This is a genomic window from Bradyrhizobium sp. MV1.5 (assembly GCF_055807615.1).
Genome location: NZ_JBVVPL010000003.1, coordinates 15,241 through 37,453 on the forward strand (window position 1 = coordinate 15,241; position 22,213 = coordinate 37,453).

The following is a 22,213-nucleotide window of genomic DNA, read 5'->3' on the forward strand; positions in this document are numbered from 1 at the left end:
ATGCCGACCTATCTGCCGTTCGACCCGAACCCGCGCCGTCCGGTCAAGGCGCCGCCGCCCAAAGCCGTCGACAGCCAGTTTCACGTGCTCGGCCCCATCGACAAATATCCGGAGCGTCCCGGCGCGGCCTATCGGATGCCGACCGCGACTTGGGAAGCGGCGCTGCGCGTGCACAAGACGCTCGGCATCGAGCGCGGCATCATCGTGCAGACCACCACCTATGGCGCCGATCATGCCGTTGTACTCGACGGTCTCGCCGCGATGGGCCCGAACTATCGCGGCTGCGCCAACGCGCTGGTGTTCGCGGAGGCGAACGATTCCTATCTCGCCAAACTGCACGATGCGGGTGTCCGCGGCGCGCGCTTCAGCTTCCGCCAGGAGCTCGGCGCTGTGCTGTCGGATGCCGATTTCGCGCGCGCCATTGCGCGCATCCGCGAGCTCGGCTGGTACGTCAAGATCCAGCCCGAGAAGGACGGCATCGTCTCCAGCGTCGCCAAATACGAGAATCTCGACGTGCCCGTGTTGATCGACCACATGGCGCGGCCCGATCCGGAAGCCGGCAGAAACGATCCGAATTTGCGCAAGATGCTCGAGCTGCTCGCCAAGGGCAACTTCTGGGTGATGCTGTCGCTCGGCGAGAAGACCTCGAAGCTTGGGCCGCCCTACGACGACGTGATCCCGATCGCGCGCGCCTATATCGAGGCAGCCGTCGACCGCTGCGTCTGGGCCAGCGACTGGCCGCATCCGGTCTCGGTGAAGCAGCCGCCCAACGACGCCGATCTGCTGGAGCTGATGTACCGCTACGCAGCCGATCAGGCGACGCTGGAGAAGATTTTGGTGCACAATCCGGCCAAGCTGTTCGGCTTTCCGGATTAGGGCTCACGGCCTGCCGCGAGCGCGGTGCGCTCCCTCTCCCGCTTGCGGGAGAGGGTCGGGGTGAGGGTTCTCTCCTCTAGGGGATTGTCCCATTGCGGAAACACCCTCTCCCCAGCCCTCCCCCGCAAGCGGGGGAGGGAGCGCACCTGTCTCGCCGCAACAATTCGCGCCCGCTCACCCCGCCAGCCGATCCCTGACCCCAGCTGCGATCTCGAACGAGCGCAGCCGTGCGGCGTGATCGTAGATCTGGCCCGTGGTCATCAATTCGTCCGCGCCGGTCTCGGCGATCAACGCCTTCAGCTTCGCTTCGACCATGTCAGGCGTGCCGACCGCCGAGCACGACAGCGACTGGCCGACCATGGCCTTTTCCGCCGGCGACCACAGCGCGTCCATGTCGTCGACCGGCGGCGGCAGCGGGCCGGGCGTGCCGCGGCGCAGATTGATGAACTGCTGCTGCAGCGAGGAAAACATGCGCAGCGCGTCCGCATCGCTGTCGGCGGCGAACACGTTGACGCCGACCATCGCATGGGGCTTGTCGAGCTGCGCCGACGGCTCGAACCGCGCGCGATACTCCCGCAGCGCCGGCATCATCATCTGCGGCGCGAAATGCGAGGCGAACGCGAACGGCAGGCCGAGCATGCCTGCGAGCTGCGCGCCGAAGGTGCTGGAGCCCAGGATCCACAGCGGCACCTTCGTCCCCATGCCCGGTACGGCGCGGATCGCCTGGTTCGGCTGCACATCGCCGAGCAGCGCCTGCAACTCGAGCACGTCCTGCGGAAAATTCTCGGAGCTGGTGGCGAGGTCGCGCCGCAGCGCCCGTGCGGTGAACTGGTCGGTGCCGGGCGCGCGGCCGAGCCCAAGATCGATCCGCCCCGGATAAAGCGAGGCCAGCGTGCCGAACTGCTCGGCGATAACAAGCGGCGAATGGTTCGGCAGCATGACCCCGCCGGATCCGACCCGGATCGTCTTTGTCCCGCCCGCGACATGGCCGATCACCACCGACGTCGCCGCGCTCGCAATGCCCGTCATGTTGTGATGCTCGGCCAACCAGAAGCGTTTGTAGCCCCACGCTTCCGCGTGCTGCGCGAGATCGAGCGAGTTGCGAAACGCCTGCGCCGCGTCGCCGCCTTGGCGGATGGGAGCGAGGTCGAGCACGGAGAAGGGGATCATGGGCGGGTCCGGATGGCGCGTGCGACGGGAACGTAGACTCGACATGTAGGAGCCGGCCCCGGGAATACCAGCCGAAACGATCATGGTGCTGCGCCGCCGGCTCAATTACGCGGAGGCGGAGCCATTGCCCGGCCGACCCATGCGGCATATCCGCCTGCACTGAAACCTGGGGCCCCATTGCGGCGTTGCCGGCCGGTTTGATCCATGGCGACGATTTTCATTCGGGGGCTTTCTTTGGACAGATTCAACATCGGCGTTCATGTCGTTGCGCTAGCTGCGGCCTTCGCGCTCGCGGCTCCCATTGGTTGGGACCGCGAGAGGCGGGCGCGAAGCGCGGGCTTGCGCACCTTTCCGCTGGTCGCAATGGCAAGCTGCGGCTTCGTGCAGGCCAGCGAAAGCCTGCTCGTGCATTCGCCTGACGGGATGGCAAAGGTGATCGAGGGCCTCATCACCGGCATCGGCTTCATCGGCGGTGGCGCGATTCTCAAGCAGGGGACTTCGGTGCAGGGCACCGCGACGGCCGCGAGCCTCTGGGCCACCGGCGCCATCGGAGTTTCCGTCGGGCTCGGCGCTTACGATGTCGCGGTGACGGTCGCCGTGTTCACGTTCCTGACGCTTCGCTTGTTGACGCTGGTCAAGGAAGACGACGATCACTGATGCATGCGGGAGCGGCCTGCACCCCGTTCACAACACCGTCATTGCGGCCCGTTGCGCCCCTCGGCCCAACTGGGCGTCTGGCCCCTGTTGTTGTACACTCGCTGAGCCAATGGACGCTCGCCAGGAGGAACCGACATGACCACGGTCGTACTCAATCGCCGGAGCCTCCTCGCCGCGGGCGGCTCGATCCTCGCAACCGGGGTCTTGGCAACCGGTGTTCCCGGCCTGCTATTGCCTGCCCGCGCGGACGGCCTCGCGCCGACCGAGACGATGTCAGGCGGAGCCAACAACTACCGCAAGGGCGCGGCGATCGTGGAGCGGATCGGCAAGGGCGGTTTCTGGATGAGCGGCACCGTACGCCGCGCCGGCGACGGGGCTCCGCTCGCAGGCCAGCGCATCCAGATCTGGGCGCACACCACCGAAGGGCAGGAGCACGAGCCGCAGAGCCATGGCGCCACGCTCACCGACAAGGACGGCAAGTTCCGGCTCGAGATGCCGCAGATCATTCCCATCTTCGGCCAGCCCCATGGCCATCTCGCCTATGACAGCGGCGACTTCAAAACCGTGTTCCTCCGGCCGGTGATGCGGAGCGCCAAGGAAACCAGCCTCGAAGCGCACTTCGTCCTGCAGCCGGCCTGACCGCATTGGAGATGAAAGGGCGGCGATCGGCCCGGGCGCCGCTGATCTGGGTCGGCCTTGCCTTGGCCATCGGCGTGCCGATCGCGCTCGCTGCCGGAAGCGAGCAGCTCGCATGGCGCGGCCCGGTCTACATCCTCGCCGGCTTCGCCGGGATCATCGCGCTCGGTCTCGTGCTCGTTCAGCCCCTGCTGATCGGCGGATATCTGCCGGGTCTGTCGGCCTATCGCGGCCGGCGCGCCCATCACTGGATCGGCGGCGCGCTTGCCCTGGCGGTGGTGATCCACGTCGCCGGCCTCTGGATCACCAGCCCGCCCGACATGATCGACGCGCTGACCTATACATCGCCGACGCCGTTCTCCCCCTTCGGCGTGACCGCCATGTGGGCCATCTTCACCGTCGCGCTTCTGGCGCTGCTCCGCCGACGATTGGGACTGCGGCTGCGCACCTGGCGCATCGTCCATATCCCCCTCGCGATCGTCATCGTTGCCGGCAGCGTCGCCCATTGCCTGCTGATCGAGGGGACGATGGAGACAATCTCGAAGGCGACGCTTTGCGCAGCCGTGCTTGCGGCGACCGTCAAGGTGATGGTTGACCTCTGGAGAACGAGAACGTTGCGCGGCGAGCGTGTTGCTGGGCAATGACATGGCCACGTCCGGGTTCGTAGCCCGGATGGAGCGCAGCGCAATCCGGGACGACCGCATCCACGGCCGCCGGCCCCGGATTACGCTGCGCTCCATCCGGGCTACGCCGCCTTTCACTCGCGTTGAGCATCGTCAACGCCAAGGTGTGCTCTGCTTGCTGCTGATGGCGCCGAGGCTTATCCTCGCGCGATGGCTGTCAGCGCCCCCGACCTGAAAGCATTCCTGCTCGCCACACCGTTCTTCGGCGGTATCCCGGATCAAAGTCTCGACCTCCTGATGTCGATGCTGGTCGAGTGCCGATTTGATACCGGAGCAACCGTCGTGACGGAGGGCGAACCCGGACGCTCGCTGTTCATCGTCAAGTCCGGCCGGCTGGCGGTGAGCAAGCGGGCGAACGCGGGGCGCGTCATCCCGATCTCCGTTCTGGAGCCCGGCGATTTCTTCGGCGAAATGACGCTGATCGAAATGCAGAATCGATCCGCCACGGTGATCGCGGAAAGTCCGACGGTGCTCTACGAGCTGACCGCCCAAAAGCTCTACGCCTGCTACAAGGCCGATATCCACGCCTATGTAATCGTCCTGCAGAATATCAATCGTGAGCTATGCCGGCGGCTGCGTCGCAGCGACGATCGCTTTGCGGGGCATCGGGTGGGTGGCGACAAGTGATCAAGTGATAATGCGGAGGATGGGTAGAGCACTTGCGAAACCCATCATCTTTCGTCACCGCACGAGGCCTCGATGGGCATCGCTTCGCTCTACCCATCCTACGAGCTGCAATGACTGTGGCCGAGCGTGACGGCCATTGGCGGTGGCCATCCGCATGTCGACGACACGAGCGACCCAGCTGCTCGTCAAGATCGAATCGGCTGCCCGATTCCCAGCAAGTTACCTTCGCTGTCGCGGAACCACGCGCCCCGCTCACCGACACCCTTGCTGGGGTAATTCCCGGTAATCGCGGCAATCCCATCAACGGTCTTCAAGCCGGGTAGGTCATATTCCTCGAACTCGACTCCTCGCACGCGAAGCTCGCGCACCGTTGCCTCGATATCCTCGACTTCCCAGCCCATCTGTGTGTGCGCGCCGAATGGCAGTCCGGCCGAGATGAATATCGCAAACTCGCCAGTCGCACAGACGTAACGGAGTCCACCCTCGCGCTGTTCGACCGGCTCGAGCCCGAGTTTTTCCGAATAGAACGCTCGCGCCCGATCCAGGTCTTTGGCTGGAAGCCGGGTTGCCACCTTCGCGTTCCCAAGCATGCCTCTCCCCTTTTCTTAGTCTTAAGCTTGCGTAGGATGGGTAGAGCACTTGCGAAACCCATCACCATTCGTCATCGAGCAAGTCTTCCATGGTTTTTGCTTCGCTTTACTCATCCTACGAACTTCCCGGCACCGTAGGCTTCGAATAGGAAAATAACATGGCTCAAGCCGGAGAAAATGGAAGACTCGCGGCGTTCAAGCACCACGCCAAGGTGCACTCCTTCAGAGTTAGCACTGCTTTGCTGACTTGGATTTTGCTCGGCGCTACGCTCTTTTACAAGCCTGAGTGGGTCCGATGGGCCCTGCGAACCGGCACGCACGCTATTGAAGCTGTCGGCGATGCGCTTCCTGGTTATTGGGGCGCTCAGGCCGAGATTGTTTTACGTGAACTCGGTGGTTTCCTTTGGATCCAGATCACGGCCGCGATCCTGTTTGTCAGGTTCGTGTTTTGGCTGATCGGGGCCTCATGGCGCCGTGGTCGGCGGTAGATCCAGTCAGCGCGCGTAGGATGGGTGGAGCGAAGCGAACCCCATCATGTTTCGTCACCGAGCAATGCTATGCATTTCTTCCAAATCTGACCGTAGCTCTCGCTCGTGCGATGTCCGCAAGTGACCCCAAGCGGACACGGACCGCTTAGTCCTCTGCTCGAATTTCGTAACCAAACCTGTCGACAAAGCGCTGGCGAATTTGCACTAACCACCGGTTTTCATATTCTGCGACGAAGCCCTCGGCCGTCAGTACCGCGTGTGCAAATTGGTCGGCAGTAAGAGTCTTCGTTGACGCAATTCGTTGGGCGTCAGCAGGTGGAATGCAGAAGCCCCAATCAACGCAAAGTTCGCACAGTAGGTGGGACAGGCGGTCTTCCAACGACGAATCCTGCTTGAGCGGCCGAACACCCATGGTTTGTCCCCATTGCCTTACCGGAATGACCGATAGCACAAATAAGGCTTCCGGTCCTGGCCCATAGCGGAAGTCCGCTGGATGTCGGTTTGTGTCCCCTTCCAGATGTGGGCGATATACGTGTTTGGGCCCACGATGTGCGCCAATCTGACCCATCGGGCAAAACACCCTGCCTCTCCAAAACCCCGTCAATCCCCCGCCCAAAAAATATTCCACTTTACCGAAATTCGGAATCGCAGTATCAATCCGCCATCCCGGTCCAGGGAGAGGGGCGATCGTCCGTCGTAACGAACGTGGATTGGGGTGCGGTGGACGCGGCAGTGCCGGGCATGCGAAGGCGGGACCAGGGCGAGATGAACCTCGTGAGATCTTGTCTAGCGTGCGGACGAACGGCGCCAACGCCCTGCGAAGCCCTTTTGGGCGAAGCAGGACGTGTCCGGCGAAGCCTCTTGGCGAAGCCGGATCGCTGCGTACGGCAAAATCGTGTGGTCCTGGCCGTCGTTGCTACGGTCAAGCCTTGCGGAGATGGATCGGGACTCAACCGGGTCTCAATGCATCGTCAATTCGCAAGGCGACGGTGACAAAAAGGAACTCGTCGCCGGGGAGAGCGCGGCATAAGCCGTCAACCCACTGCGCAGGGAAGGCCGAGTGTTCGGCGTCACCTGTATGCTGCTGTGCGGTCTCTTTGCGCTACACTTTCGCGCAGCGGACCGCGGGTGCCAGCCGGCACCCGGTCTTCCCTGCGCCCTCTTCACAGAGGAGGGTCAAGGTAGAAGCAAACCTCGGGCATCTCATGCCGCGAGAAGGCTGCTTCATGCGTGATTTGAGCGAGGGAATGGTGCTGCCAGACAGGATTGAACTGTCGACCTCTCCATTACCAATGGAGTGCTCTACCACTGAGCTACGGCAGCATGTGCTGGGGTAAGAATCGGCCGCAACGAGGGGCCTACCAAGCGGGCCGATATCTGCCACAAGCCCCCCTCCTGTGCAAGCTTGCTAGCTCCGCCAAAGCGATAAAATCGGGTCGATATCGGGGCCAGAATGCCTGTTTGGGCTCGAAATGGCCGACTTTCCGCGGAATTGGTCCCGATATTCCCACCCAACTGGCCAGTTGCCCGATGCGCCGGATTCGATCCATTTCGATTTTCGCACGATCGGAGCGCGCGGGCCTCTTGAGCTGCCTTATTCCTCGGGCATGTTATCGCCGATCGCTGTAATGGACCGGTGATGGCAGACGAGAACGACAAGAGCGAGCGGCAGGATTCGCGACAGGACTCGCGGCAGGCGAGGGCGTCCCGCGACGATCGGCTCAAATCGGCACTGCGCGAAAATCTGAAGCGGCGAAAGATGCAGGCGCGCGAACGGGCCGCAAGTGGCGGCCCCTCGCAGAACGAAGATGATTCCCTAAATGAGGGGCCCGCCGGCAAGATAGCCGGCAAGACCGGCGACTAAATTTTGGAGTGCATGGACGTGGCAATGGGGCAGGACGAATCGCAACGACCCGAGAGTGACGCGCAGATGTCGCGGTTCACCCGCCCTGAACAGACCTTTCCGACGCTGACATCAGCCGAGATCGAGCGTGTCAGGCATTTCGGCGAGGTCCGCAACTATGCCGATGGGGAATTCCTGTTCGAAACCGGGAAGCCCGGGCCGGGCATGTTCGTCGTGCTGAAGGGCCACGTCGCCATCACCCAGCGCGACGGCCTTGGCCACGTCACCCCGTTGATCGACCAGGGGCCGGGGCAATTTCTGGCCGAGCTGAGCCAGCTCTCCGGACGGCCGGCGCTGGTCGATGGCCGCGCCGAAGGCGATGTCGAGACGCTGCTGTTGCCGCCGGAGCGGCTGCGCGCGCTGCTGGTTGCTGAGGCCGAGCTCGGCGAGCGCATCATGCGCGCGCTGATCCTGCGTCGGGTCAATCTGCTCCAGGGCGGCGTCGGTGGCGTCGTGCTGATCGGCCCGTCGCATTCGGCAGGCGTGGTGCGGTTGCAGGGTTTCCTCACCCGCAACGGCCAGCCGCATCATCTGCTCGATCCCGCGCGGGATCGCGACGCCGCCGACGTCATCGCGCGTTATTCGCCCAAGCCGGAAGACTGGCCGCTGGTCGTCACCCCCGATGGCGCGGTGCTGCGCAATCCTGGCGAAACCGAGCTTGCGCGCGCGATCGGCATGATCGGTGGCCCCCGCAACGACCGCATCTACGACGTCGCGATCGTCGGCTCCGGGCCGGCCGGGCTCGCCACGGCCGTGTATGCCGCGTCCGAAGGCCTCTCGGTCGCCGTGCTCGACACCCGCGCCTTCGGCGGCCAGGCCGGCGCCAGCGCGCGCATCGAAAACTACCTCGGCTTTCCGACCGGAATTTCCGGCCAGGCCCTGACCGCGCGCGCCTTCAACCAGGCGCAAAAATTCGGCGCGGAGATCATGATCCCGGTGACGGTGAAGTCGCTCGACTGCACCCGCAAGGACGGCGCGTTTTCGGTGGCGCTCGACGGCTGCGACCCGCTGCATTCGCGCGCGGTCGTGGTCGCCAGCGGCGCGCGCTATCGCCGGCCCGAGATCGAGAACCTCGACAAGTTCGAGGGCCGCGGGGTCTGGTATTGGGCCTCGCCGGTCGAGGCGAAGCTGTGCGCCGGCGAGGAGGTCGCGCTGGTCGGCGCCGGCAACTCGGCGGGGCAGGCCGCCGTGTTCCTGTCGGGACACGCCAAAAAAGTGCTGATGATCATCCGCGGCGGCGGCCTCGGCGCCAGCATGTCGCGTTATCTCATCGAGCGCATCGAAGCCACGCCGAACATCGAACTGATGTTCAACACCGAGATCACGGCGCTCGAAGGCGACGAGGCCTCGCTGCTGCGGCGCATCCGCTGGAAGAGCCGGCTCTCGAGCGACGAGGATTTCGCCGACATCCGCAATCTCTTCCTGTTCGTCGGCGCCGATCCCGCCACCAATTGGCTCGACGGCTGCGGCGTGACGCTCGATCGCGGCGGCTTCGTCGTGACAGGCGCGCAGTCCGAGCAGAACCAGGGCCGGCTGGTCGCGCCGCTGGAGACCTCCGTGCCCGGCGTCTACGCCGTCGGCGACGTCCGCTCCGGCTCCGTCAAGCGCGTCGGCGGCGCCATCGGCGAAGGCGCGCAGGTCGTGGCCTCCCTGCACGGATTCCTCGGCGACGCCGCAAAACCGGCGCTTTAGAGCACGATCCGGAAAAGTGCGCAGCGGTTTTCCGAAAAGATCGTGCTCAAACAATGAGTCAAGGACAAGACAAGCAGACGGCAAGTCGAAAGTGGCTTGCCATCTTGCTAGGTGATGCGTGACTATCTCCCCTCATCCTGAGGAGCGGCCGAAGGCCGCGTCTCGAAGGATGAAGGCCCAGCTGCAAAAGCCGGGCCTTCATGGTTCGAGACGGCGCTCGCGCGCCTCCTCACCATGAGGATCGACAAAGAAAACGCTTAACGGGAGGACTAAATGGCTGAAATCGTCGTGCTGTATAAAACGCCCACGGATGCTGCGGCCTTCGACAAATATTATGCCGAGACCCACATTCCGCTCGCGAAGAAACTTCCAGGCCTGAAGAAGTACGCCATCAGCAAGGGCCCGGTCGGCTCCCCCGCTGGACCTTCCGGAATCCATCTCGTTGCCATTCTCACCTTCGACAGCACGGCCGACATCCAGGCGGCATTCGCTAGCCCGGAAGGTAAGGCGACCGGCGCTGACGTGCCGAAATTCGCCAGTGGCGGCGCCGACCTGTTGATCTTCGACACCAAGGAAGTGTGAGCCGCTTCGACTTCGTCAATAGTTGAGAACTCGTAGCCCGGATGGAGCGTAGCGTAATCCGGGGCCGCTGCATTTGCATGCGAAAATCCCGGATTACGCTATCGCTCCATCCGGGCTACGCACCACAATCTGCCGTCGTTTGTGACAGCGTTGCAAAAAATTCAGCCATGCGTTTGTCGATTCGCACGACGACGCATGGCTGCGCACGCATGTGTGACGCCAGCACCTGTGGCAATCCGATGAGGACCGTAATATCAATCCCGACCTCAATGCGGAGAGTAGGAGAGATGTCATGGTTCTTGGGTTGAGCTTGCCCGCCTTCACGCTGGTTCATGTCATCATCAGCCTGATCGGCATCGCCGCCGGCCTCGTCGTGATGTTCGGCCTGCTCGGCTCGAAGGCGATGCCGGGCCTCACCGCGATTTTCTTAGCGTTCACGATCCTCACCAGCGCCACCGGCTTCCTGTTTCCGTTCAAGGAGCTGCTGCCCTCGCATATCATCGGCATCATCTCGCTGGTCCTGCTCGCGATCGCCTGCCTCGCGCTCTACGGCATGAAGCTCGCTGGTGTCTGGCGCCCGGTCTACATCGTGACCGCGATGATCTCGCTGTATTTCAATGTCTTCGTGCTGGTGATCCAGTCATTCCTGAAGGTGCCGGCGCTCGCCGCGCTCGCGCCCGCCGTGGCACCGAATCCGCCCGGAGGCCCCGTGTTCGCGGTGGTGCAGGGCCTCGTGCTGGTGTTCTTCGTGGTGCTCACCGTCGGCGCCTGGCGCCGCTTCAAGCCGATGGCGTTCGCCTGATCATTCAAGGAGCCTGACAATGCCTATCATCACCACCAAGGACGGCGTCGAGATCTTCTACAAGGATTGGGGAAGTGGCCAGCCGATCGTGTTCAGCCACGGCTGGCCGCTGTCGGCCGACGACTGGGACGCGCAGATGATGTTCTTCGTCACGCGCGGCTATCGCGTCATCGCGCACGACCGTCGCGGCCATGGCCGTTCGTCGCAGGTCGCCGACGGCCACGACATGGATCATTACGCCGATGATCTCGCGGCCGTGACGGCCCATCTCGACCTCAAGAACGCGATCCACGTCGGCCACTCCACCGGCGGCGGCGAAGTGGTGCATTACATCGCGCGCCATGGCGAGAGCCGGGTTGCGAAGGCCGCAATCCTCTCCGCGGTGCCGCCGCTGATGCTGAAGACGGAGGCCAATCCCGGCGGCCTGCCGAAGAGCGTGTTCGACGATTTCCAGGTGCAACTCGCTGCCGGCCGTTCCAGCTTCTACCGCGACATCGCGGCCGGCCCCTTCTATGGCTACAACCGTCCCGGCGCAAAGCCGTCGGAAGCGGTGATCCAGAACTGGTGGCGCCAGGGCATGATGGGCGGCGCGAAAGCCCATTACGACGGCATCGTCGCGTTCTCGCAAACCGACTTCACCGAGGATCTGAAGAAGATCAATGTGCCGGTGCTGGTGATGCACGGCGACGACGACCAGATCGTGCCTTACGCCGACTCCGCGCCGCTGTCGGCCAAGCTGCTCAAGAACGGCACGCTGAAGACCTACAAGGGTTTCCCGCACGGCATGCCGACGACGCACGCCGAGACCATCAACGCGGACCTGCTGGCGTTCTTTAGGGAGTGAGCGGCCTCACGCCAATATCGCCCTGATCGCATCGAAGGTGCGCTTGACGAAAGCTTCCGGCTTCTCCCGCGCCCCTCCGCCGATCCAGCTCTCGCCGCCGACGCGCATCGCGCCGGTGGCGATCATGGCGACGAGCCGCGCCTTCAGCCGGTCCGATTTGGTTCTGGCGCGCTGGGCGAGCCCTTCGGCCAACGCTCGCTCGAGCTTCTCGTATTTGAGCTGGTCGCGCGCCTGAAGCGCGGGATTGTCGCGCTTGAGCCGCGACATGGCCGCGGCCTCCGCCGGATCGATCCGCTTGAGCGTCGCCGCGATCGCGTTCTCCGCCGCGCTCAGCATGGTTTCGCCCGCCGGCCGCGCCACGACCTCCGCGACCAGCGCGGCGGCGGCGCCTTCCTGCCAGGCCGCGACCACGTCCTCTTTCGAGGCGAAATAATGGAAGAAGCTGCGTCGCGACACGTCCGCCGCGGCCGCGATGTCGTCGATGGTCGTGGCCTCGAAGCCGCGCTCCAGGAACAGTGCCATCGCCGCGCGGGTCAACCGCTCGCGGGTCGCTTGCAATTTACGCTGGCGCAGGCCGGTGCCATCGGCGGATTTTGCTCCTGCCGGCAACGGCTTGGTGCGCCTGTCGACTGATTTCCCGGCGACCTTCGAAAGCTTCAAATCATTTCACCACTTGAAAAGTTGCACCCAGTGCACATTTAGACCCGTCGCGGGCCCTTTCCCAGCCCGACGGAGCTATGGCATGACCGACTGGACCACGGCAGACATCCCCTCCCTCAGCGGCAAGACTGCCGTCGTGACCGGAGCGACGGGCGGCCTCGGCTACGAAACCGCGATGGCGCTGGCGGGCGCCGGTGCCATCGTCATACTCACGGGGCGCAACGACGCAAAGGGCATGCGCGCGATCGAGGGCATTTGCGAGCGCTTTCCCAATGCGCTGATCGCCTATGAGCATCTCGACCTCGCCAGCCTCGCCTCCGTTGCCGATTTTACCAGGCGCTTTGCCGCCGGCAACGAGCAGCTCGACCTGCTCGTCAACAATGCCGGCGTGATGGCGCTGCCGAAGCGGCAGCAGACGGCGGATGGTTTCGAGATGCAGCTCGGCACCAATTATCTCGGTCATTACGCGCTGACGGCGCAGCTGTTGCCGCAGCTTCGCCGGGCGAAGGCGGCCCGGGTCGTCAACCTCTCGAGCCTTGCGCACCGCTCCGGTTCGATCAATTTCGACGATCTGCAGGCTAGGCATTCCTATCGTCCGTGGCGGGCTTATTGCCAGTCCAAGCTGGCGATGCTGATGTTTTCGCTGGAGTTGCAGCGCCGCAGCCTCGCCGCAGGCTGGGGTCTGACGAGCCTTGCCGCACATCCCGGCTACGCGCGGACCGATCTGATTGCGAACGGGCCGGGAGCGAACACGTTCCAATCGCGGGTGAGCCGGTGGCTGCAGCCCTTCATTAGCCAGTCTGCCGCGGAAGGCGCGCTGCCGACTTTGTTGGCGGCGACCTGGCCGGCAGCGGAGCCCGGCGGCTACTACGGCCCGAACGGGTTTTACGAATTGAAGGGGCCACCGCGGCCGGCGAAGATCATGCCGCAGGCAAAGGATTTCGCCTCGGCAGCCATGCTGTGGGATGTCTCGGCGACGTTGACCGGTATATCCTTCGACGAGATCGCGGCCGCCGCATGAGCCGCGAGCCTGTCGGGGAGGTCCCGATGCAGATCATCATCTTCGGCGCGACTGGCATGGTCGGGCAGGGCGTCTTGCGCGAATGCCTGATCGATGCCGGCATCGATCGCGTGCTCGTGGTCGGCCGCAGCCCGACCGGCGTGCGCCACGCCAAGCTCACGGAGATCACGCACGGCGATTTCACGGACTACTCGGCGATCGAAGCGCAGCTCACCGGCTTCGACGTCTGCTTCTTCTGCCTCGGCGTCTCCTCGATCGGCATGAGCGAGGAGCGCTACCGTCGTCTGACCTATGACATCACGCTCGCAGCGGCGACCGCGCTGGCACGGCTCAATCCGCAGATGACATTCGTCTATGTCACGGGCGCCGGCACTGATTCTACCGAGCAGGGTTCGCGGATGTGGGCGCGGATCAAGGGCAAGACCGAGAACGATCTGCTCAAGCTGCCGTTCAAGGCGGCCTACATGTTCCGGCCCGGTGCGATCCAACCGCTCCACGGTGCCCGCTCCAAGACCGCGTGGGTGCAGGCCGTGTATGCAGCAAGTTGGCCATTGTGGTCGGTGCTGCGCCGGCTCTCGCCGCGGCTCGTCACCTCGACCGAGCAGATCGCCGCGCCATGATCCGGGTTGCGCGGGAGGGGTATCCGCGAAAGGTGCTGGAGATGGAGGATATCAATAGCCTCTAGTCCAGTGGGGCGTTAGTTCTAGGGAAATTTCGCCGCCCGCGCGCGTTGAGCCCGTCCGCCCGAAGCAGAAAGCGCCGTCGATGTCTCCCCAGCTCAAACTGATCGCACTCGACGCCGACGACCTCTCCGTGATCTCGGCGCACGTCCAGGACGCCCGCGTGCAGCCCTCGGACATCATCTGGCGGCAAAGCGAAAAGCGCCTGGTCGTCGGCATGAGCCGGTTGGACTGGGAGCAGACGCTGGACGGCGAGGCCGAGCCGCGCAGGCTGGTGGCCGCCCTCCGTTTCGACCGCGTGCTCGCCTGCAAGTCGCGCAACATCGACCTCGACGCGCCGGACACTGTCCTGGACCTCGTCGGCATCGAATTCCACGGCCAGGACGCCCCCGGCGGGAGTGCGCTGCTGCTGTTTGCCCAAGGCGGCGCCATCCGCCTCGACGTCGAATGCCTGGAATGCGAGCTGACTGATCTGGGAGCGGATCAGCTGGGGACGGGGTTGGAGGCTGAAGGCGAGGGGTGAGTGGCATCCCAAGGCCACGCATCCCGCGCTCGTCAGGCGACGCCGGAGGGGAACGGCCCGGCCCAAGGGTTGACGCAGCTTCCCCGCCGCGCCATTGAGCAGGGGCCTGGTGAGCCAAACCGCGCCCCCAAAAACCAGTTAGAAGCCAAGATGCCCGTTCGTCTCGACCGCAGCAGCGCCGATTTTGACCAGCGATTCGGGGCCTTCCTCGCCGCCAAGCGCGAGGCCTCGGCAGACGTCGAGGCGGCCGCGCGTGCCATCGTCGACGACGTGGCGAAGCGGGGCGACGCCGCCCTGCTCGAGGCCACGGCAAAGTTCGACCGGTTGACGCTCGATGCATCCGGCCTGCGCGTCACCGCCGCCGAGATCGAGGCCGCGGTGAAAGCCTGCGATGCAGCGACGCTGGATGCGCTCAAGCTCGCGCGCGATCGCATCGAGACCTATCACAGCCGCCAAATGCCGAAGGACGAGCGCTTCACCGATCAGCTCGGCGTCGAGCTCGGCTGGCGCTACACCGCGATCGAATCCGCCGGCCTCTACGTGCCGGGCGGGACCGCGGCCTATCCGTCCTCGGTGCTGATGAATGCAGTGCCGGCAAAGGTCGCCGGCGTGGCGCGCCTCGTCATGGTGGTGCCCTCGCCCGACGGCAAGCTCAATCCGCTCGTGCTGGCGGCAGCAAAGCTTGGCGGCGTCACCGAGATCTATCGCGTCGGCGGCGCGCAGGCGATTGCCGCGCTCGCGCATGGCACCGCGACGATCGCGCCCGTCGCCAAGATCGTCGGACCCGGCAACGCATATGTCGCCGCGGCAAAGCGGCTGGTGTTCGGCAAGGTCGGCATCGACATGATCGCCGGTCCCTCGGAGGTGCTTGTCATCGCCGACGACACTGGCAATGCGGACTGGATTGCCGCCGACCTGCTGGCCCAGGCCGAGCACGATTCCAGCGCGCAGTCGATCCTGATCACCGATTCCGCGCGCCTTGCCGCCGATGTCGAAAAGGCCGTCGAGGCGCAGTTGAAGACGCTGCCGCGCGCCGCGATCGCCAGCGCCTCGTGGGCCGATTTCGGCGCCATCATCATGGTGAAGAACCTCGACGACGCCATTCCGCTCGCGGATGCGATTGCCGCCGAGCATCTCGAGATCATGACGCAAGATCCCGATGCGCTCGCCGCAAGGATCCGCAACGCGGGCGCCGTGTTCCTCGGGCCGCATACGCCGGAGGCGATCGGCGATTATGTCGGCGGCTCCAACCATGTGCTGCCGACGGCGCGCTCGGCACGATTCTCGTCGGGGCTTTCGGTGCACGATTTCCTCAAGCGCACCTCGATCCTGAAATGCGGCCCGGATCAGCTGCGAGCGCTGGGTCCGGCCGCGATGATTCTCGGCAAGGCGGAGGGGCTAGATGCCCATTCGCGCTCGATTGGATTGCGCCTCAATTTGTCATGACCCAGCCGCCCGAACAGGACGACTCGACCAATCGCATCGTGGGCGTCACGCTCGACGAGGACTCGATCGGCCGTTCCGGGCCCGACATCGAGCATGAGCGCGCGATCGCGATCTACGATTTGATCGAGCAGAATCTGTTCGCGCCGGAGGGCGCCAACGGGAAGGGGCCGTTCACGCTGCATATCGGCATCACGGGCAGCCGGCTGATGTTCGACATCCGCCGCGAGGACGGCACGCCCGTGGTCGCGCATCTGTTGTCGCTGACGCCGTTCCGGCGGATCGTGAAGGACTATTTCATGATCTGCGACAGCTACTACCAGGCGATCCGTACGGCGACGCCGGACAAGATCGAGGCCATCGACATGGGCCGCCGCGGCATCCATGACGAGGGTTCGCGCACGCTGCAGGAGCGGCTGAAGGGCAAGGTGCGGGTCGATTTCGAGACCTCGCGCCGGCTGTTCACGCTCATTACTGTCCTGCACTGGAAGGGTTAAGCGCGATGGCGGGTCCGCCACGCGCACGCGATCCGCAATCGGTGCTGTTCGCCTGCGCCATGAACAGCGTGCGCTCGCCGATGGCGGAGAGCCTGCTGCGGCACATGTTTCCGCAAGGCCTCTACGTGAAGTCGGCCGGTGCCAGGCGCGGCGAGCTCGATCCGTTCGCGGTGTCTGTGATGGCCGAGCTCGGCCAGGACATCTCCACCCACAAGCCGCAGACCTTCGAGGAGCTGGAGGATTGGGAGGGGCTGAATTTCGACCTGATCATCACGCTCTCGCCGGAGGCGCATCACAAGGCGCTGGAGCTGACCCGCACGCTCGCCGCCGACGTCGAGTATTGGCCGACGCAGGATCCCACCACCATGGAAGGCAGCCGCGACCAGAAGTTGGCTGCCTATCGCGACGTCTGCGACCAGCTCCTGCTGCGCATCCGCCGGCGATTTTCGAAGGTGGGCGCGGCGAACGGGTAGCATTCGGCGCCCGTAACACCCGCGTCACAGACTGCAGGCACACGCATCCTGTACCCGTCGAATCAGTAAAGTCCGGGTTCCCGGGTTGTGAAATCAGCCTCCGTCCGATAGGTTCCGCGCGCAATTCACCCCCTGCTTCATTCCCCAAATCACCTGATGCTCGGCCGCCCCAAATTCGTTCTCGCCTCCGGTTCGCCGCGGCGCCTGTCGCTGCTCAACCAGGCCGGCATCGAGCCGGACGCGCTCCGGCCCGCCGACGTCGACGAGACGCCGAAGCGGGGCGAGCTGCCGCGCGCCTGCGCCAACCGGCTCGCGCGGGCCAAGGCGGATGCGGCACTCAAATCGGTGCAGCTCGACGACGAGCTGCGTGGCGCCTTCATCCTCTCCGCCGACACGGTGGTGGCGGTCGGCCGCCGCATCCTGCCCAAGGCCAACCTCGTCGACGAGGCCGCGCAGTGCCTGCGGCTGCTGTCGGGCCGCAACCACCGCGTCTACACCGCGATCACTCTGGTGACGCCGCGCGAGGCCTTCCGCCAGCGCCTGGTGGAGACCCGCGTCCGCTTCAAGCGCCTCTCGGAGGATGACATCCAGGCCTATATCGGCTCCGGCGAGTGGCGCGGCAAAGCCGGCGGCTACGCCGTGCAGGGCATCGCCGGCTCGTTCGTAGTCAAGATGGTGGGGTCCTACACCAACGTCGTCGGCCTGCCGCTCTACGAGACCACCACGCTGCTCGGCGGCGAAGGTTTCCCGATCCGCTTCGGCTGGCTCAACGCCACCGCCGTGTGAGCCGAAAAGCCGCTCCTGCAAAAATCGCGAAAACAACCCCATGCACAGTAGAATTGCTCCGCGGGAATCTGGCCGGAACGCCTGCACTTCCGCCGGAGGAACCCCTTTGGCGACAGGCTCTTGAACTCTCTCACCGCGCGTAAGCTGAGCACCCTATGGACGACCAGGTGAAAAAGCCCGCAAGCCCCCTCAAAACCTGCCCGATCTGCGGCAAGCCGCAGTCCGAGGCCGCCCGCCCGTTCTGCTCGTCTCGCTGCCGCGACGTCGATCTGAACCGCTGGCTGAAAGGCTCCTACGTCATTCCCGGCCGGGATGACGAGGCAGACGGGGAGGAATAATTCTGGTTCATCAATTGGTTAATTGAAGAAAACGCCCGAACTGTGCTCCCGCAGCAGTTTTGTTCACAGCCGGGCCGCGCCCGGCAAAGCCACTTGGCGAAGCCGGGTGGACAGGCAGCCTTCAGCCCACTATAAACCGCCCGCTCGATGGGCTTTGGCCCCTCTTTGGAGCACGCCCAGGTAGCTCAGTTGGTAGAGCATGCGACTGAAAATCGCAGTGTCGGTGGTTCGATTCCGCCCCTGGGCACCATTTTCGCTCTCCACGGGCAACATCTTCTCCAGCGCCAGGCCTTGAGCGCCAAGCCTTGACCAGCCGGCTCGCGCAGCAATCCGTTCCGGAACCAGATCGCGCGCGCATTGCTGGCATTCTGCTTGCTCAGTCAGGACCAAAGTCTGGCCTTGGAAGAGAGGCCGTTTCAGGTTGAGGCAAGTGATGCAAGAAATGTCCCGTTCTGGTGCTGCCGGCGAACTGAGGCTCGATGCGTTGGTCGCAGATTTGTGGTGGCGCGTCCGGCTCATCAACACCGACATTCTCGAGGAAGAGGCGAGAGCAGGGGTGTTTGACGTGCTTCAGCCGACATATCCGCTTCTTGCGCTTAATCTTCGCGCGCGACGCGACAATTTGGTCTCGACGATCGGCGTGCTCGAGCAGCGTGCGCGATCAACGTCGGAAGCGGCTTGAGGGTTCGTTCACACCGGAAACGTCAGCGACGTCAGCTCCGGCGCGCGAAGACCAGCTGTCGGACGTCGATCTTTTCGGCCCTGAAACCTGCCTCGCAGTAGCAGAGGTAATATTCCCACAGCCGCCGGAACGGCTCGTCGAACCCGAGTGAGGTCAGGTCCGTCCAGGCATGGCCGAAACTCGCTCGCCAGACCGCGAGCGTCTTGGCGTAGTCCTGTCCAAAGACCCGCTCGCGGATGAGAGGCATCTGCACGCGTTCGCCGAGCGCGCGCAAGACATTCGGCGAAGGCAGCATCCCGCCCGGAAAAATGTATCTCTGGATGAAGTCCACGCGCCGCCGGTAGCTGTCAAAGAGCTCGTCACGGACGGTGATCGCCTGGATTCCGGCAAGACCGCCCGGCTTGAGCCGCTGGTGCAGTTGATTGAAGTACGTCGGCCAAAACGGCTCGCCGACGGCCTCGATCATCTCGATCGAGGCGATACGGTCGAACTGCCCGTCCTGATCGCGATAATCCTGCAACCGGACCTCGACATTGTCGCCGAGCCCGGCTTCGTGGATTCGCCGGCTGGCGAATGCGTGTTGCTCCTTGCTGATGGTGAGCGCCAAGACCTTGGCGCCGCAAGTCTTGGCGGCATATTCGGCAAAGCCGCCCCAGCCGCAGCCGATCTCGAGCAGGGTATGGCCGGGCCGTAGCTCGATCGCCTGTGCGAGTTGGGCATATTTGTGCCGTTGAGCGGCGAGCAGGTCGGTCGCCTCGGGCGAAAACAATGCCGACGAGTAGGTCATGCTTGGATCGAGCCAGGCCGCAAAGAACGCGTTGCCGAGATCATAATGGGCGTGGATATTCAGCCGCGATCCCAGTCGCGTGTTTCGGCGCAACCGATGCAGCGCGCGCCGGCAAAGCCGGACCAGTGCATTGCCGGCGAAGGCGCTGTCGACCAGATCGTCGTTCAGACAGAACACGTAAAGCAGCTGGGAGAGATCCGGCGTGCTCCAATCGCCTCGAACGTAAGCCTCGGCCATGCCGATATCGCCGCCCAGCACCAGGCTTCGCGCGAAGGCGTAACTGTTGAGCTCGATGGTCGCCGACGGCCCCGGATGCGTTCCCCGCAACACCACCGTTCTGCCGTCGGGAAGGCGAACATCCACGGTGCCGAGCTTGAGCCGCGACGCAAGCCGCAGCGCGAGCCGCGCGAGCAAGGGAACGTCATCGAAGCGAGCAGTCTGGTGAGTGGCTGCGAGGTCCATGGCTTCACATTCAGGGTTGGTTCGGACGGGGAACGAAAGGAACATTTTTCAGCCAAAGCCGGATCGCTTCCCAATGAATGGCCGCGACGACCTTGAAGGTGAGAAGTGGCAGAGTGACGAGCGTCGCCAACAGCGAGCGGCTGGTCAGCGGGCGACGTTGTCCGGAGAATGCAGCTGTAAATATAGCACCGTGCTCATCGCTCTGCACGATTCTGACCTTCACTTGATGGTCGGGCGGGGCAATGCTGAAGCGATACTGCGTTTGCATCTCCATGAATGGCGAGACGTAGAACTCCTTCGCCTGGCATTGTCGTATGGCACCGCCGGCAGCAGCATCCTCGACCGGAAGGACGTAGGAATGGATTTCGCCAAAAGTGTTGCGGACCTCGTAGATCAGCAGCGCAAGATTGCCGCTGCTGCCATAGCAGAAGTAGATCGAAAGCGGATTGAACACGTAGCCGAAGAGCCGCGGATAGCACAAAAGGAGGATGTGCCCTCCTGAGAGGTCGACATCGTGCTGTTCGGCGAGGCCTCGCACATGGCTGCTCAAGGAGGCGCCGTCACGCTTGCCGTGATCGGATTCGTGAAAGCTGAAGACTGACGCGCGATTGACGCCGAACAGGCGAGACTGGCGATCCGCTTCATCGAGCCGGTCGAGGTCGATGAGCAGGTTCATGACTCGGTAAGCGAACCTGTGTCGCGCGGGCCGCATGCGTGCGTGCATCACCCGGCCCAGGTAGAGCGCGGCTGCAGATGACGTCGCTGTTCGTTCTGGAGCGCCCGGTTGCAACATGTTCTACTCGGCAGCCTGCGCCAGCAACGCGCCGGACCCTCGCCACGGCACCGCACTGCCAAGTGCCTCGGCGACGGCGATGCCGGAGCGCAAGCCGTCCTCATGGAATCCGTAGCCGGTCCACGCGCCGCAAAACCAGGTACGGCGGCGTCCCTGGATTTCGGGGAGCTTCCTCTGCGCGGCGAACGCGCTTGCGTCATATTGTGGATGCGCGAAAGTGAACTTGCCGAAAGTGAGATGAGGCGCCGGCTCGCAAGGGGGATTGAGGCTGACGAATAGCGGCTTGCTGTCGTCGATGCCCTGCAGCCGGTTCATCCAGTAAGTCACCGCGACGTCGTTCTGGGCAGGCGCTTCGCGTCGCCAGCGCAAGAAGTTCCAGGATGCCCATGCATTGCGGCGTTTCGGCATGAGGCTGATGTCGCGGTGCAGATAGGCCGTGTTTGGAGCGTAACGGATTGCGCCGAGAATGGATCTCTCGCGTGGGTCGGCATCCGACAGCATCGCCAGAGCCTGATCGCTGTGACAGGCCATCACGACAGCGTCGTAGGAGTCCTGATGGCCGTGACTGTCGCCGATCGTCACGCCGTGCTCGGTTCGATGGATCGACGTCACCGCGCAGCCGAGCCGGATGCTGGCCTTGAACCTGGCCGTGAGCTTCTCGACATAGCGCCGGCTGCCACCCCGGACGGTCCGCCAGAGCGGCCGATCCAGATGCAACAGCCGGTGATTGTCGAAAAAGGCGATGAAGTTTTCGGCGGGAAAGGCGAGGATCTCGGCCGAGGGGGACGACCAGATGGCGGCCCCCATCGGTCCCAGATAATCGCTGAACAGGCGCGGGCTGAACGCTGACTTGCGCAGATATTCGCCGAGTGTGAGGTTCTGGAGTTGGCCAGTCCGCAAGTCGGAGACGCTTTCCTTGTTGAAGCGGCGGACCTCGGCCAGCATGCGAAAATACGACGGGGAGAAGAGGTTACGCGGCTGGGCAAACAGGCCGGAGGCGACCTGCAGGAAGGTCTCGCCGCCGCCCCGCCACTCAAATCGACCATGGTCGGCCGACATCGCGAAGCTCATGCATGTCTCCTCGGTCTTCACACCCAGGTGCGCGAACAGAGACGTCAATTCCGGGTAGTTCGGCTCGTTGAACACGATGAAGCCGATGTCGACGTCGATCTCTTCGCCATCGTAGTCAACCCGCACTGTATGACTGTGTCCACCCGGTCGCAATTCGCGCTCGTAGACGGTCACGGCATGACGTTCGGACAGGAGCCATGCGGCGGCATTGCCGGCAATTCCCGTCCCGATCACCGCCAAACGCATGCTTTGTCGCCCCCTAATACCACCAGCGACGGCCGGAACATCCGGATTCGGGCCAATGTCGTCCGTCGCCCGGCTCAGGACAGCTCTCATAGCTGACCCGACCACATGCGCTTGAGGAAACGTTCCAGCGGACGGCGTGGATCACCCGCGAAACCGGGGCACGGGGCGGACGTAAGGATCCGAGTTTGCGTATGGTGAGGT

Annotated in this window: 26 protein-coding genes, 2 tRNA genes and 1 pseudogene; 21 read left to right on the forward strand and 8 right to left on the reverse strand. The window is 64.1% G+C overall.

Going from position 1 to position 22,213, the window contains the following annotated elements; all coding sequences use genetic code 11:
• On the forward strand, positions 1 to 876 hold the full coding sequence (locus tag AC0L2J_RS03620) for an amidohydrolase family protein (RefSeq protein ID WP_473387271.1): 876 nt from the start codon (positions 1 to 3) through the stop codon (positions 874 to 876).
• 174 nt (positions 877 to 1,050) lie between these two features.
• Here the strand turns inward: AC0L2J_RS03620 and AC0L2J_RS03625 are convergent, their stop codons facing one another.
• Positions 1,051 to 2,046: an LLM class flavin-dependent oxidoreductase gene (locus AC0L2J_RS03625; protein WP_473387274.1), complete on the reverse strand. Its 996-nt coding sequence runs from the start codon at positions 2,044 to 2,046 to the stop codon at positions 1,051 to 1,053.
• Positions 2,047 to 2,280: 234 nt separating this feature from the next.
• On the opposite strand from AC0L2J_RS03625, the gene AC0L2J_RS03630 reads away from it, so the two are divergent.
• The 4 genes from AC0L2J_RS03630 to AC0L2J_RS03645 all read left to right on the forward strand — a co-directional run bounded on the left by AC0L2J_RS03630 (position 2,281) and on the right by AC0L2J_RS03645 (position 4,649).
• A complete protein-coding gene (locus AC0L2J_RS03630) occupies positions 2,281 to 2,703 on the forward strand; it encodes an MgtC/SapB family protein (RefSeq protein WP_063994173.1) in 423 nt (140 codons plus the stop codon).
• Positions 2,704 to 2,838: 135 nt separating this feature from the next.
• Positions 2,839 to 3,342 carry a peptidase associated/transthyretin-like domain-containing protein gene (locus tag AC0L2J_RS03635; RefSeq protein ID WP_473387276.1) on the forward strand — a complete coding sequence of 168 codons (504 nt, stop codon included), beginning with the start codon at positions 2,839 to 2,841 and terminating at the stop codon, positions 3,340 to 3,342.
• Positions 3,343 to 3,353: 11 nt separating this feature from the next.
• The gene (locus tag AC0L2J_RS03640) at positions 3,354 to 3,983 is read left to right on the forward strand and encodes a ferric reductase-like transmembrane domain-containing protein (protein WP_473387277.1); all 630 of its coding nucleotides are present in this window, start codon (positions 3,354 to 3,356) and stop codon (positions 3,981 to 3,983) included.
• Positions 3,984 to 4,172: 189 nt separating this feature from the next.
• Complete coding sequence (locus tag AC0L2J_RS03645) at positions 4,173 to 4,649, forward strand: Crp/Fnr family transcriptional regulator (RefSeq protein WP_473247417.1); 477 nt, start codon at positions 4,173 to 4,175, stop codon at positions 4,647 to 4,649.
• 185 nt (positions 4,650 to 4,834) lie between these two features.
• On the opposite strand, the gene AC0L2J_RS03650 is transcribed toward AC0L2J_RS03645, so the two are convergent.
• On the reverse strand, positions 4,835 to 5,239 hold the full coding sequence (locus AC0L2J_RS03650; protein ID WP_473387279.1) for a VOC family protein: 405 nt from the start codon (positions 5,237 to 5,239) through the stop codon (positions 4,835 to 4,837).
• A 158-nt stretch (positions 5,240 to 5,397) separates the two neighbouring features.
• Between AC0L2J_RS03650 and AC0L2J_RS03655 the strand changes: the two genes are divergently transcribed.
• Positions 5,398 to 5,727: a hypothetical protein gene (locus AC0L2J_RS03655; protein WP_063994167.1), complete on the forward strand. Its 330-nt coding sequence runs from the start codon at positions 5,398 to 5,400 to the stop codon at positions 5,725 to 5,727.
• A 145-nt stretch (positions 5,728 to 5,872) separates the two neighbouring features.
• On the opposite strand, the gene AC0L2J_RS03660 is transcribed toward AC0L2J_RS03655, so the two are convergent.
• Both AC0L2J_RS03660 and AC0L2J_RS03665 read right to left on the reverse strand, forming a co-directional pair.
• Positions 5,873 to 6,139: a hypothetical protein gene (locus AC0L2J_RS03660; protein WP_473387280.1), complete on the reverse strand. Its 267-nt coding sequence runs from the start codon at positions 6,137 to 6,139 to the stop codon at positions 5,873 to 5,875.
• Positions 6,140 to 6,975: 836 nt separating this feature from the next.
• A tRNA-Thr gene (locus AC0L2J_RS03665) sits at positions 6,976 to 7,050 on the reverse strand.
• Positions 7,051 to 7,366: 316 nt separating this feature from the next.
• Here AC0L2J_RS03665 and AC0L2J_RS03670 point away from each other — a divergent pair.
• The 5 genes from AC0L2J_RS03670 to AC0L2J_RS03690 all read left to right on the forward strand — a co-directional run bounded on the left by AC0L2J_RS03670 (position 7,367) and on the right by AC0L2J_RS03690 (position 11,550).
• On the forward strand, positions 7,367 to 7,591 hold the full coding sequence (locus AC0L2J_RS03670; RefSeq protein ID WP_473247414.1) for a hypothetical protein: 225 nt from the start codon (positions 7,367 to 7,369) through the stop codon (positions 7,589 to 7,591).
• Positions 7,592 to 7,615: 24 nt separating this feature from the next.
• On the forward strand, positions 7,616 to 9,322 hold the full coding sequence (locus tag AC0L2J_RS03675) for an FAD-dependent oxidoreductase (protein WP_473387282.1): 1,707 nt from the start codon (positions 7,616 to 7,618) through the stop codon (positions 9,320 to 9,322).
• 273 nt (positions 9,323 to 9,595) lie between these two features.
• Complete coding sequence (locus tag AC0L2J_RS03680) at positions 9,596 to 9,904, forward strand: EthD family reductase (protein ID WP_007615494.1); 309 nt, start codon at positions 9,596 to 9,598, stop codon at positions 9,902 to 9,904.
• A 292-nt stretch (positions 9,905 to 10,196) separates the two neighbouring features.
• A complete protein-coding gene (locus tag AC0L2J_RS03685; protein ID WP_007615486.1) occupies positions 10,197 to 10,706 on the forward strand; it encodes a hypothetical protein in 510 nt (169 codons plus the stop codon).
• A 19-nt stretch (positions 10,707 to 10,725) separates the two neighbouring features.
• Positions 10,726 to 11,550, forward strand: a complete 825-nt coding sequence (locus AC0L2J_RS03690) for an alpha/beta fold hydrolase (RefSeq protein WP_473387284.1) — start codon at positions 10,726 to 10,728, stop codon at positions 11,548 to 11,550.
• A gap of 6 nt (positions 11,551 to 11,556) precedes the next feature.
• Here the strand turns inward: AC0L2J_RS03690 and AC0L2J_RS03695 are convergent, their stop codons facing one another.
• Positions 11,557 to 12,210: a TetR/AcrR family transcriptional regulator gene (locus tag AC0L2J_RS03695; protein WP_473387286.1), complete on the reverse strand. Its 654-nt coding sequence runs from the start codon at positions 12,208 to 12,210 to the stop codon at positions 11,557 to 11,559.
• Positions 12,211 to 12,292: 82 nt separating this feature from the next.
• On the opposite strand from AC0L2J_RS03695, the gene AC0L2J_RS03700 reads away from it, so the two are divergent.
• The 10 genes and pseudogenes from AC0L2J_RS03700 (at position 12,293) to AC0L2J_RS03745 (ending at position 18,653) form a co-directional block, all read left to right on the forward strand.
• The gene (locus tag AC0L2J_RS03700; RefSeq protein ID WP_007615480.1) at positions 12,293 to 13,231 is read left to right on the forward strand and encodes an SDR family oxidoreductase; all 939 of its coding nucleotides are present in this window, start codon (positions 12,293 to 12,295) and stop codon (positions 13,229 to 13,231) included.
• 26 nt (positions 13,232 to 13,257) lie between these two features.
• Positions 13,258 to 13,916 (forward strand): annotated as a pseudogene (locus tag AC0L2J_RS03705) (NAD(P)H-binding protein).
• Positions 13,917 to 13,996: 80 nt separating this feature from the next.
• Positions 13,997 to 14,434, forward strand: coding sequence for a DUF2948 family protein (locus AC0L2J_RS03710; protein WP_007615475.1), 438 nt, complete (start codon positions 13,997 to 13,999; stop codon positions 14,432 to 14,434).
• A 150-nt stretch (positions 14,435 to 14,584) separates the two neighbouring features.
• Complete coding sequence (gene hisD, locus AC0L2J_RS03715; protein ID WP_007615474.1) at positions 14,585 to 15,880, forward strand: histidinol dehydrogenase; 1,296 nt, start codon at positions 14,585 to 14,587, stop codon at positions 15,878 to 15,880.
• On the forward strand, positions 15,877 to 16,374 hold the full coding sequence (locus AC0L2J_RS03720; RefSeq protein WP_063994163.1) for a UPF0262 family protein: 498 nt from the start codon (positions 15,877 to 15,879) through the stop codon (positions 16,372 to 16,374). Before hisD ends, AC0L2J_RS03720 begins: the two co-directional genes overlap by 4 nt.
• A 5-nt stretch (positions 16,375 to 16,379) precedes the next feature.
• Positions 16,380 to 16,847, forward strand: a complete 468-nt coding sequence (locus tag AC0L2J_RS03725) for an arsenate-mycothiol transferase ArsC (RefSeq protein WP_007615472.1) — start codon at positions 16,380 to 16,382, stop codon at positions 16,845 to 16,847.
• 156 nt (positions 16,848 to 17,003) lie between these two features.
• Complete coding sequence (locus tag AC0L2J_RS03730) at positions 17,004 to 17,633, forward strand: Maf-like protein (RefSeq protein ID WP_007597557.1); 630 nt, start codon at positions 17,004 to 17,006, stop codon at positions 17,631 to 17,633.
• 155 nt (positions 17,634 to 17,788) lie between these two features.
• Entirely contained in the window at positions 17,789 to 17,971 is a 183-nt protein-coding gene (gene yacG / locus AC0L2J_RS03735; RefSeq protein WP_473387288.1) for a DNA gyrase inhibitor YacG, read from the forward strand.
• Positions 17,972 to 18,145: 174 nt separating this feature from the next.
• Positions 18,146 to 18,221, forward strand: a tRNA-Phe gene (locus tag AC0L2J_RS03740).
• Between the two features lie 183 nt (positions 18,222 to 18,404).
• A complete protein-coding gene (locus AC0L2J_RS03745; RefSeq protein WP_007615460.1) occupies positions 18,405 to 18,653 on the forward strand; it encodes a hypothetical protein in 249 nt (82 codons plus the stop codon).
• Between the two features lie 31 nt (positions 18,654 to 18,684).
• Here the strand turns inward: AC0L2J_RS03745 and AC0L2J_RS03750 are convergent, their stop codons facing one another.
• From AC0L2J_RS03750 to AC0L2J_RS03760, 3 genes are read right to left on the reverse strand one after another with little or no spacing between them, the layout of a single operon-like run.
• Complete coding sequence (locus AC0L2J_RS03750; RefSeq protein ID WP_007615459.1) at positions 18,685 to 19,902, reverse strand: SAM-dependent methyltransferase; 1,218 nt, start codon at positions 19,900 to 19,902, stop codon at positions 18,685 to 18,687.
• Positions 19,903 to 19,912: 10 nt separating this feature from the next.
• Entirely contained in the window at positions 19,913 to 20,695 is a 783-nt protein-coding gene (locus AC0L2J_RS03755) for a DUF1365 domain-containing protein (RefSeq protein ID WP_473387289.1), read from the reverse strand.
• Between the two features lie 3 nt (positions 20,696 to 20,698).
• Complete coding sequence (locus AC0L2J_RS03760) at positions 20,699 to 22,012, reverse strand: NAD(P)/FAD-dependent oxidoreductase (protein ID WP_473387291.1); 1,314 nt, start codon at positions 22,010 to 22,012, stop codon at positions 20,699 to 20,701.
• Positions 22,013 to 22,213 lie beyond the last annotated feature (201 nt).

Bases quoted from the DNA above. Each gene is read 5' to 3' on its own strand.
- AC0L2J_RS03750 (WP_007615459.1), bottom strand. From the start codon at position 19,902: ATGGACCTCGCAGCCACTCACCAGACTGCTCGCTTCGATGACGTTCCC.
- AC0L2J_RS03720 (WP_063994163.1), top strand. From the start codon at position 15,877: ATGACCCAGCCGCCCGAACAGGACGACTCGACCAATCGCATCGTGGGC.
- AC0L2J_RS03680 (WP_007615494.1), top strand. From the start codon at position 9,596: ATGGCTGAAATCGTCGTGCTGTATAAAACGCCCACGGATGCTGCGGCC.
- hisD (WP_007615474.1), top strand. From the start codon at position 14,585: ATGCCCGTTCGTCTCGACCGCAGCAGCGCCGATTTTGACCAGCGATTC.
- AC0L2J_RS03725 (WP_007615472.1), top strand. From the start codon at position 16,380: ATGGCGGGTCCGCCACGCGCACGCGATCCGCAATCGGTGCTGTTCGCC.
- AC0L2J_RS03685 (WP_007615486.1), top strand. From the start codon at position 10,197: ATGGTTCTTGGGTTGAGCTTGCCCGCCTTCACGCTGGTTCATGTCATC.
- AC0L2J_RS03700 (WP_007615480.1), top strand. From the start codon at position 12,293: ATGACCGACTGGACCACGGCAGACATCCCCTCCCTCAGCGGCAAGACT.
- AC0L2J_RS03670 (WP_473247414.1), top strand. From the start codon at position 7,367: ATGGCAGACGAGAACGACAAGAGCGAGCGGCAGGATTCGCGACAGGAC.
- AC0L2J_RS03690 (WP_473387284.1), top strand. From the start codon at position 10,726: ATGCCTATCATCACCACCAAGGACGGCGTCGAGATCTTCTACAAGGAT.
- AC0L2J_RS03730 (WP_007597557.1), top strand. From the start codon at position 17,004: ATGCTCGGCCGCCCCAAATTCGTTCTCGCCTCCGGTTCGCCGCGGCGC.
- AC0L2J_RS03650 (WP_473387279.1), bottom strand. From the start codon at position 5,239: ATGCTTGGGAACGCGAAGGTGGCAACCCGGCTTCCAGCCAAAGACCTG.
- yacG (WP_473387288.1), top strand. From the start codon at position 17,789: ATGGACGACCAGGTGAAAAAGCCCGCAAGCCCCCTCAAAACCTGCCCG.
- AC0L2J_RS03640 (WP_473387277.1), top strand. From the start codon at position 3,354: ATGAAAGGGCGGCGATCGGCCCGGGCGCCGCTGATCTGGGTCGGCCTT.
- AC0L2J_RS03655 (WP_063994167.1), top strand. From the start codon at position 5,398: ATGGCTCAAGCCGGAGAAAATGGAAGACTCGCGGCGTTCAAGCACCAC.
- AC0L2J_RS03710 (WP_007615475.1), top strand. From the start codon at position 13,997: ATGTCTCCCCAGCTCAAACTGATCGCACTCGACGCCGACGACCTCTCC.
- AC0L2J_RS03745 (WP_007615460.1), top strand. From the start codon at position 18,405: ATGCAAGAAATGTCCCGTTCTGGTGCTGCCGGCGAACTGAGGCTCGAT.
- AC0L2J_RS03660 (WP_473387280.1), bottom strand. From the start codon at position 6,139: ATGGGTGTTCGGCCGCTCAAGCAGGATTCGTCGTTGGAAGACCGCCTG.
- AC0L2J_RS03635 (WP_473387276.1), top strand. From the start codon at position 2,839: ATGACCACGGTCGTACTCAATCGCCGGAGCCTCCTCGCCGCGGGCGGC.
- AC0L2J_RS03645 (WP_473247417.1), top strand. From the start codon at position 4,173: ATGGCTGTCAGCGCCCCCGACCTGAAAGCATTCCTGCTCGCCACACCG.
- AC0L2J_RS03620 (WP_473387271.1), top strand. From the start codon at position 1: ATGCCGACCTATCTGCCGTTCGACCCGAACCCGCGCCGTCCGGTCAAG.
- AC0L2J_RS03760 (WP_473387291.1), bottom strand. From the start codon at position 22,012: ATGCGTTTGGCGGTGATCGGGACGGGAATTGCCGGCAATGCCGCCGCA.
- AC0L2J_RS03755 (WP_473387289.1), bottom strand. From the start codon at position 20,695: ATGTTGCAACCGGGCGCTCCAGAACGAACAGCGACGTCATCTGCAGCC.
- AC0L2J_RS03625 (WP_473387274.1), bottom strand. From the start codon at position 2,046: ATGATCCCCTTCTCCGTGCTCGACCTCGCTCCCATCCGCCAAGGCGGC.
- AC0L2J_RS03675 (WP_473387282.1), top strand. From the start codon at position 7,616: ATGGGGCAGGACGAATCGCAACGACCCGAGAGTGACGCGCAGATGTCG.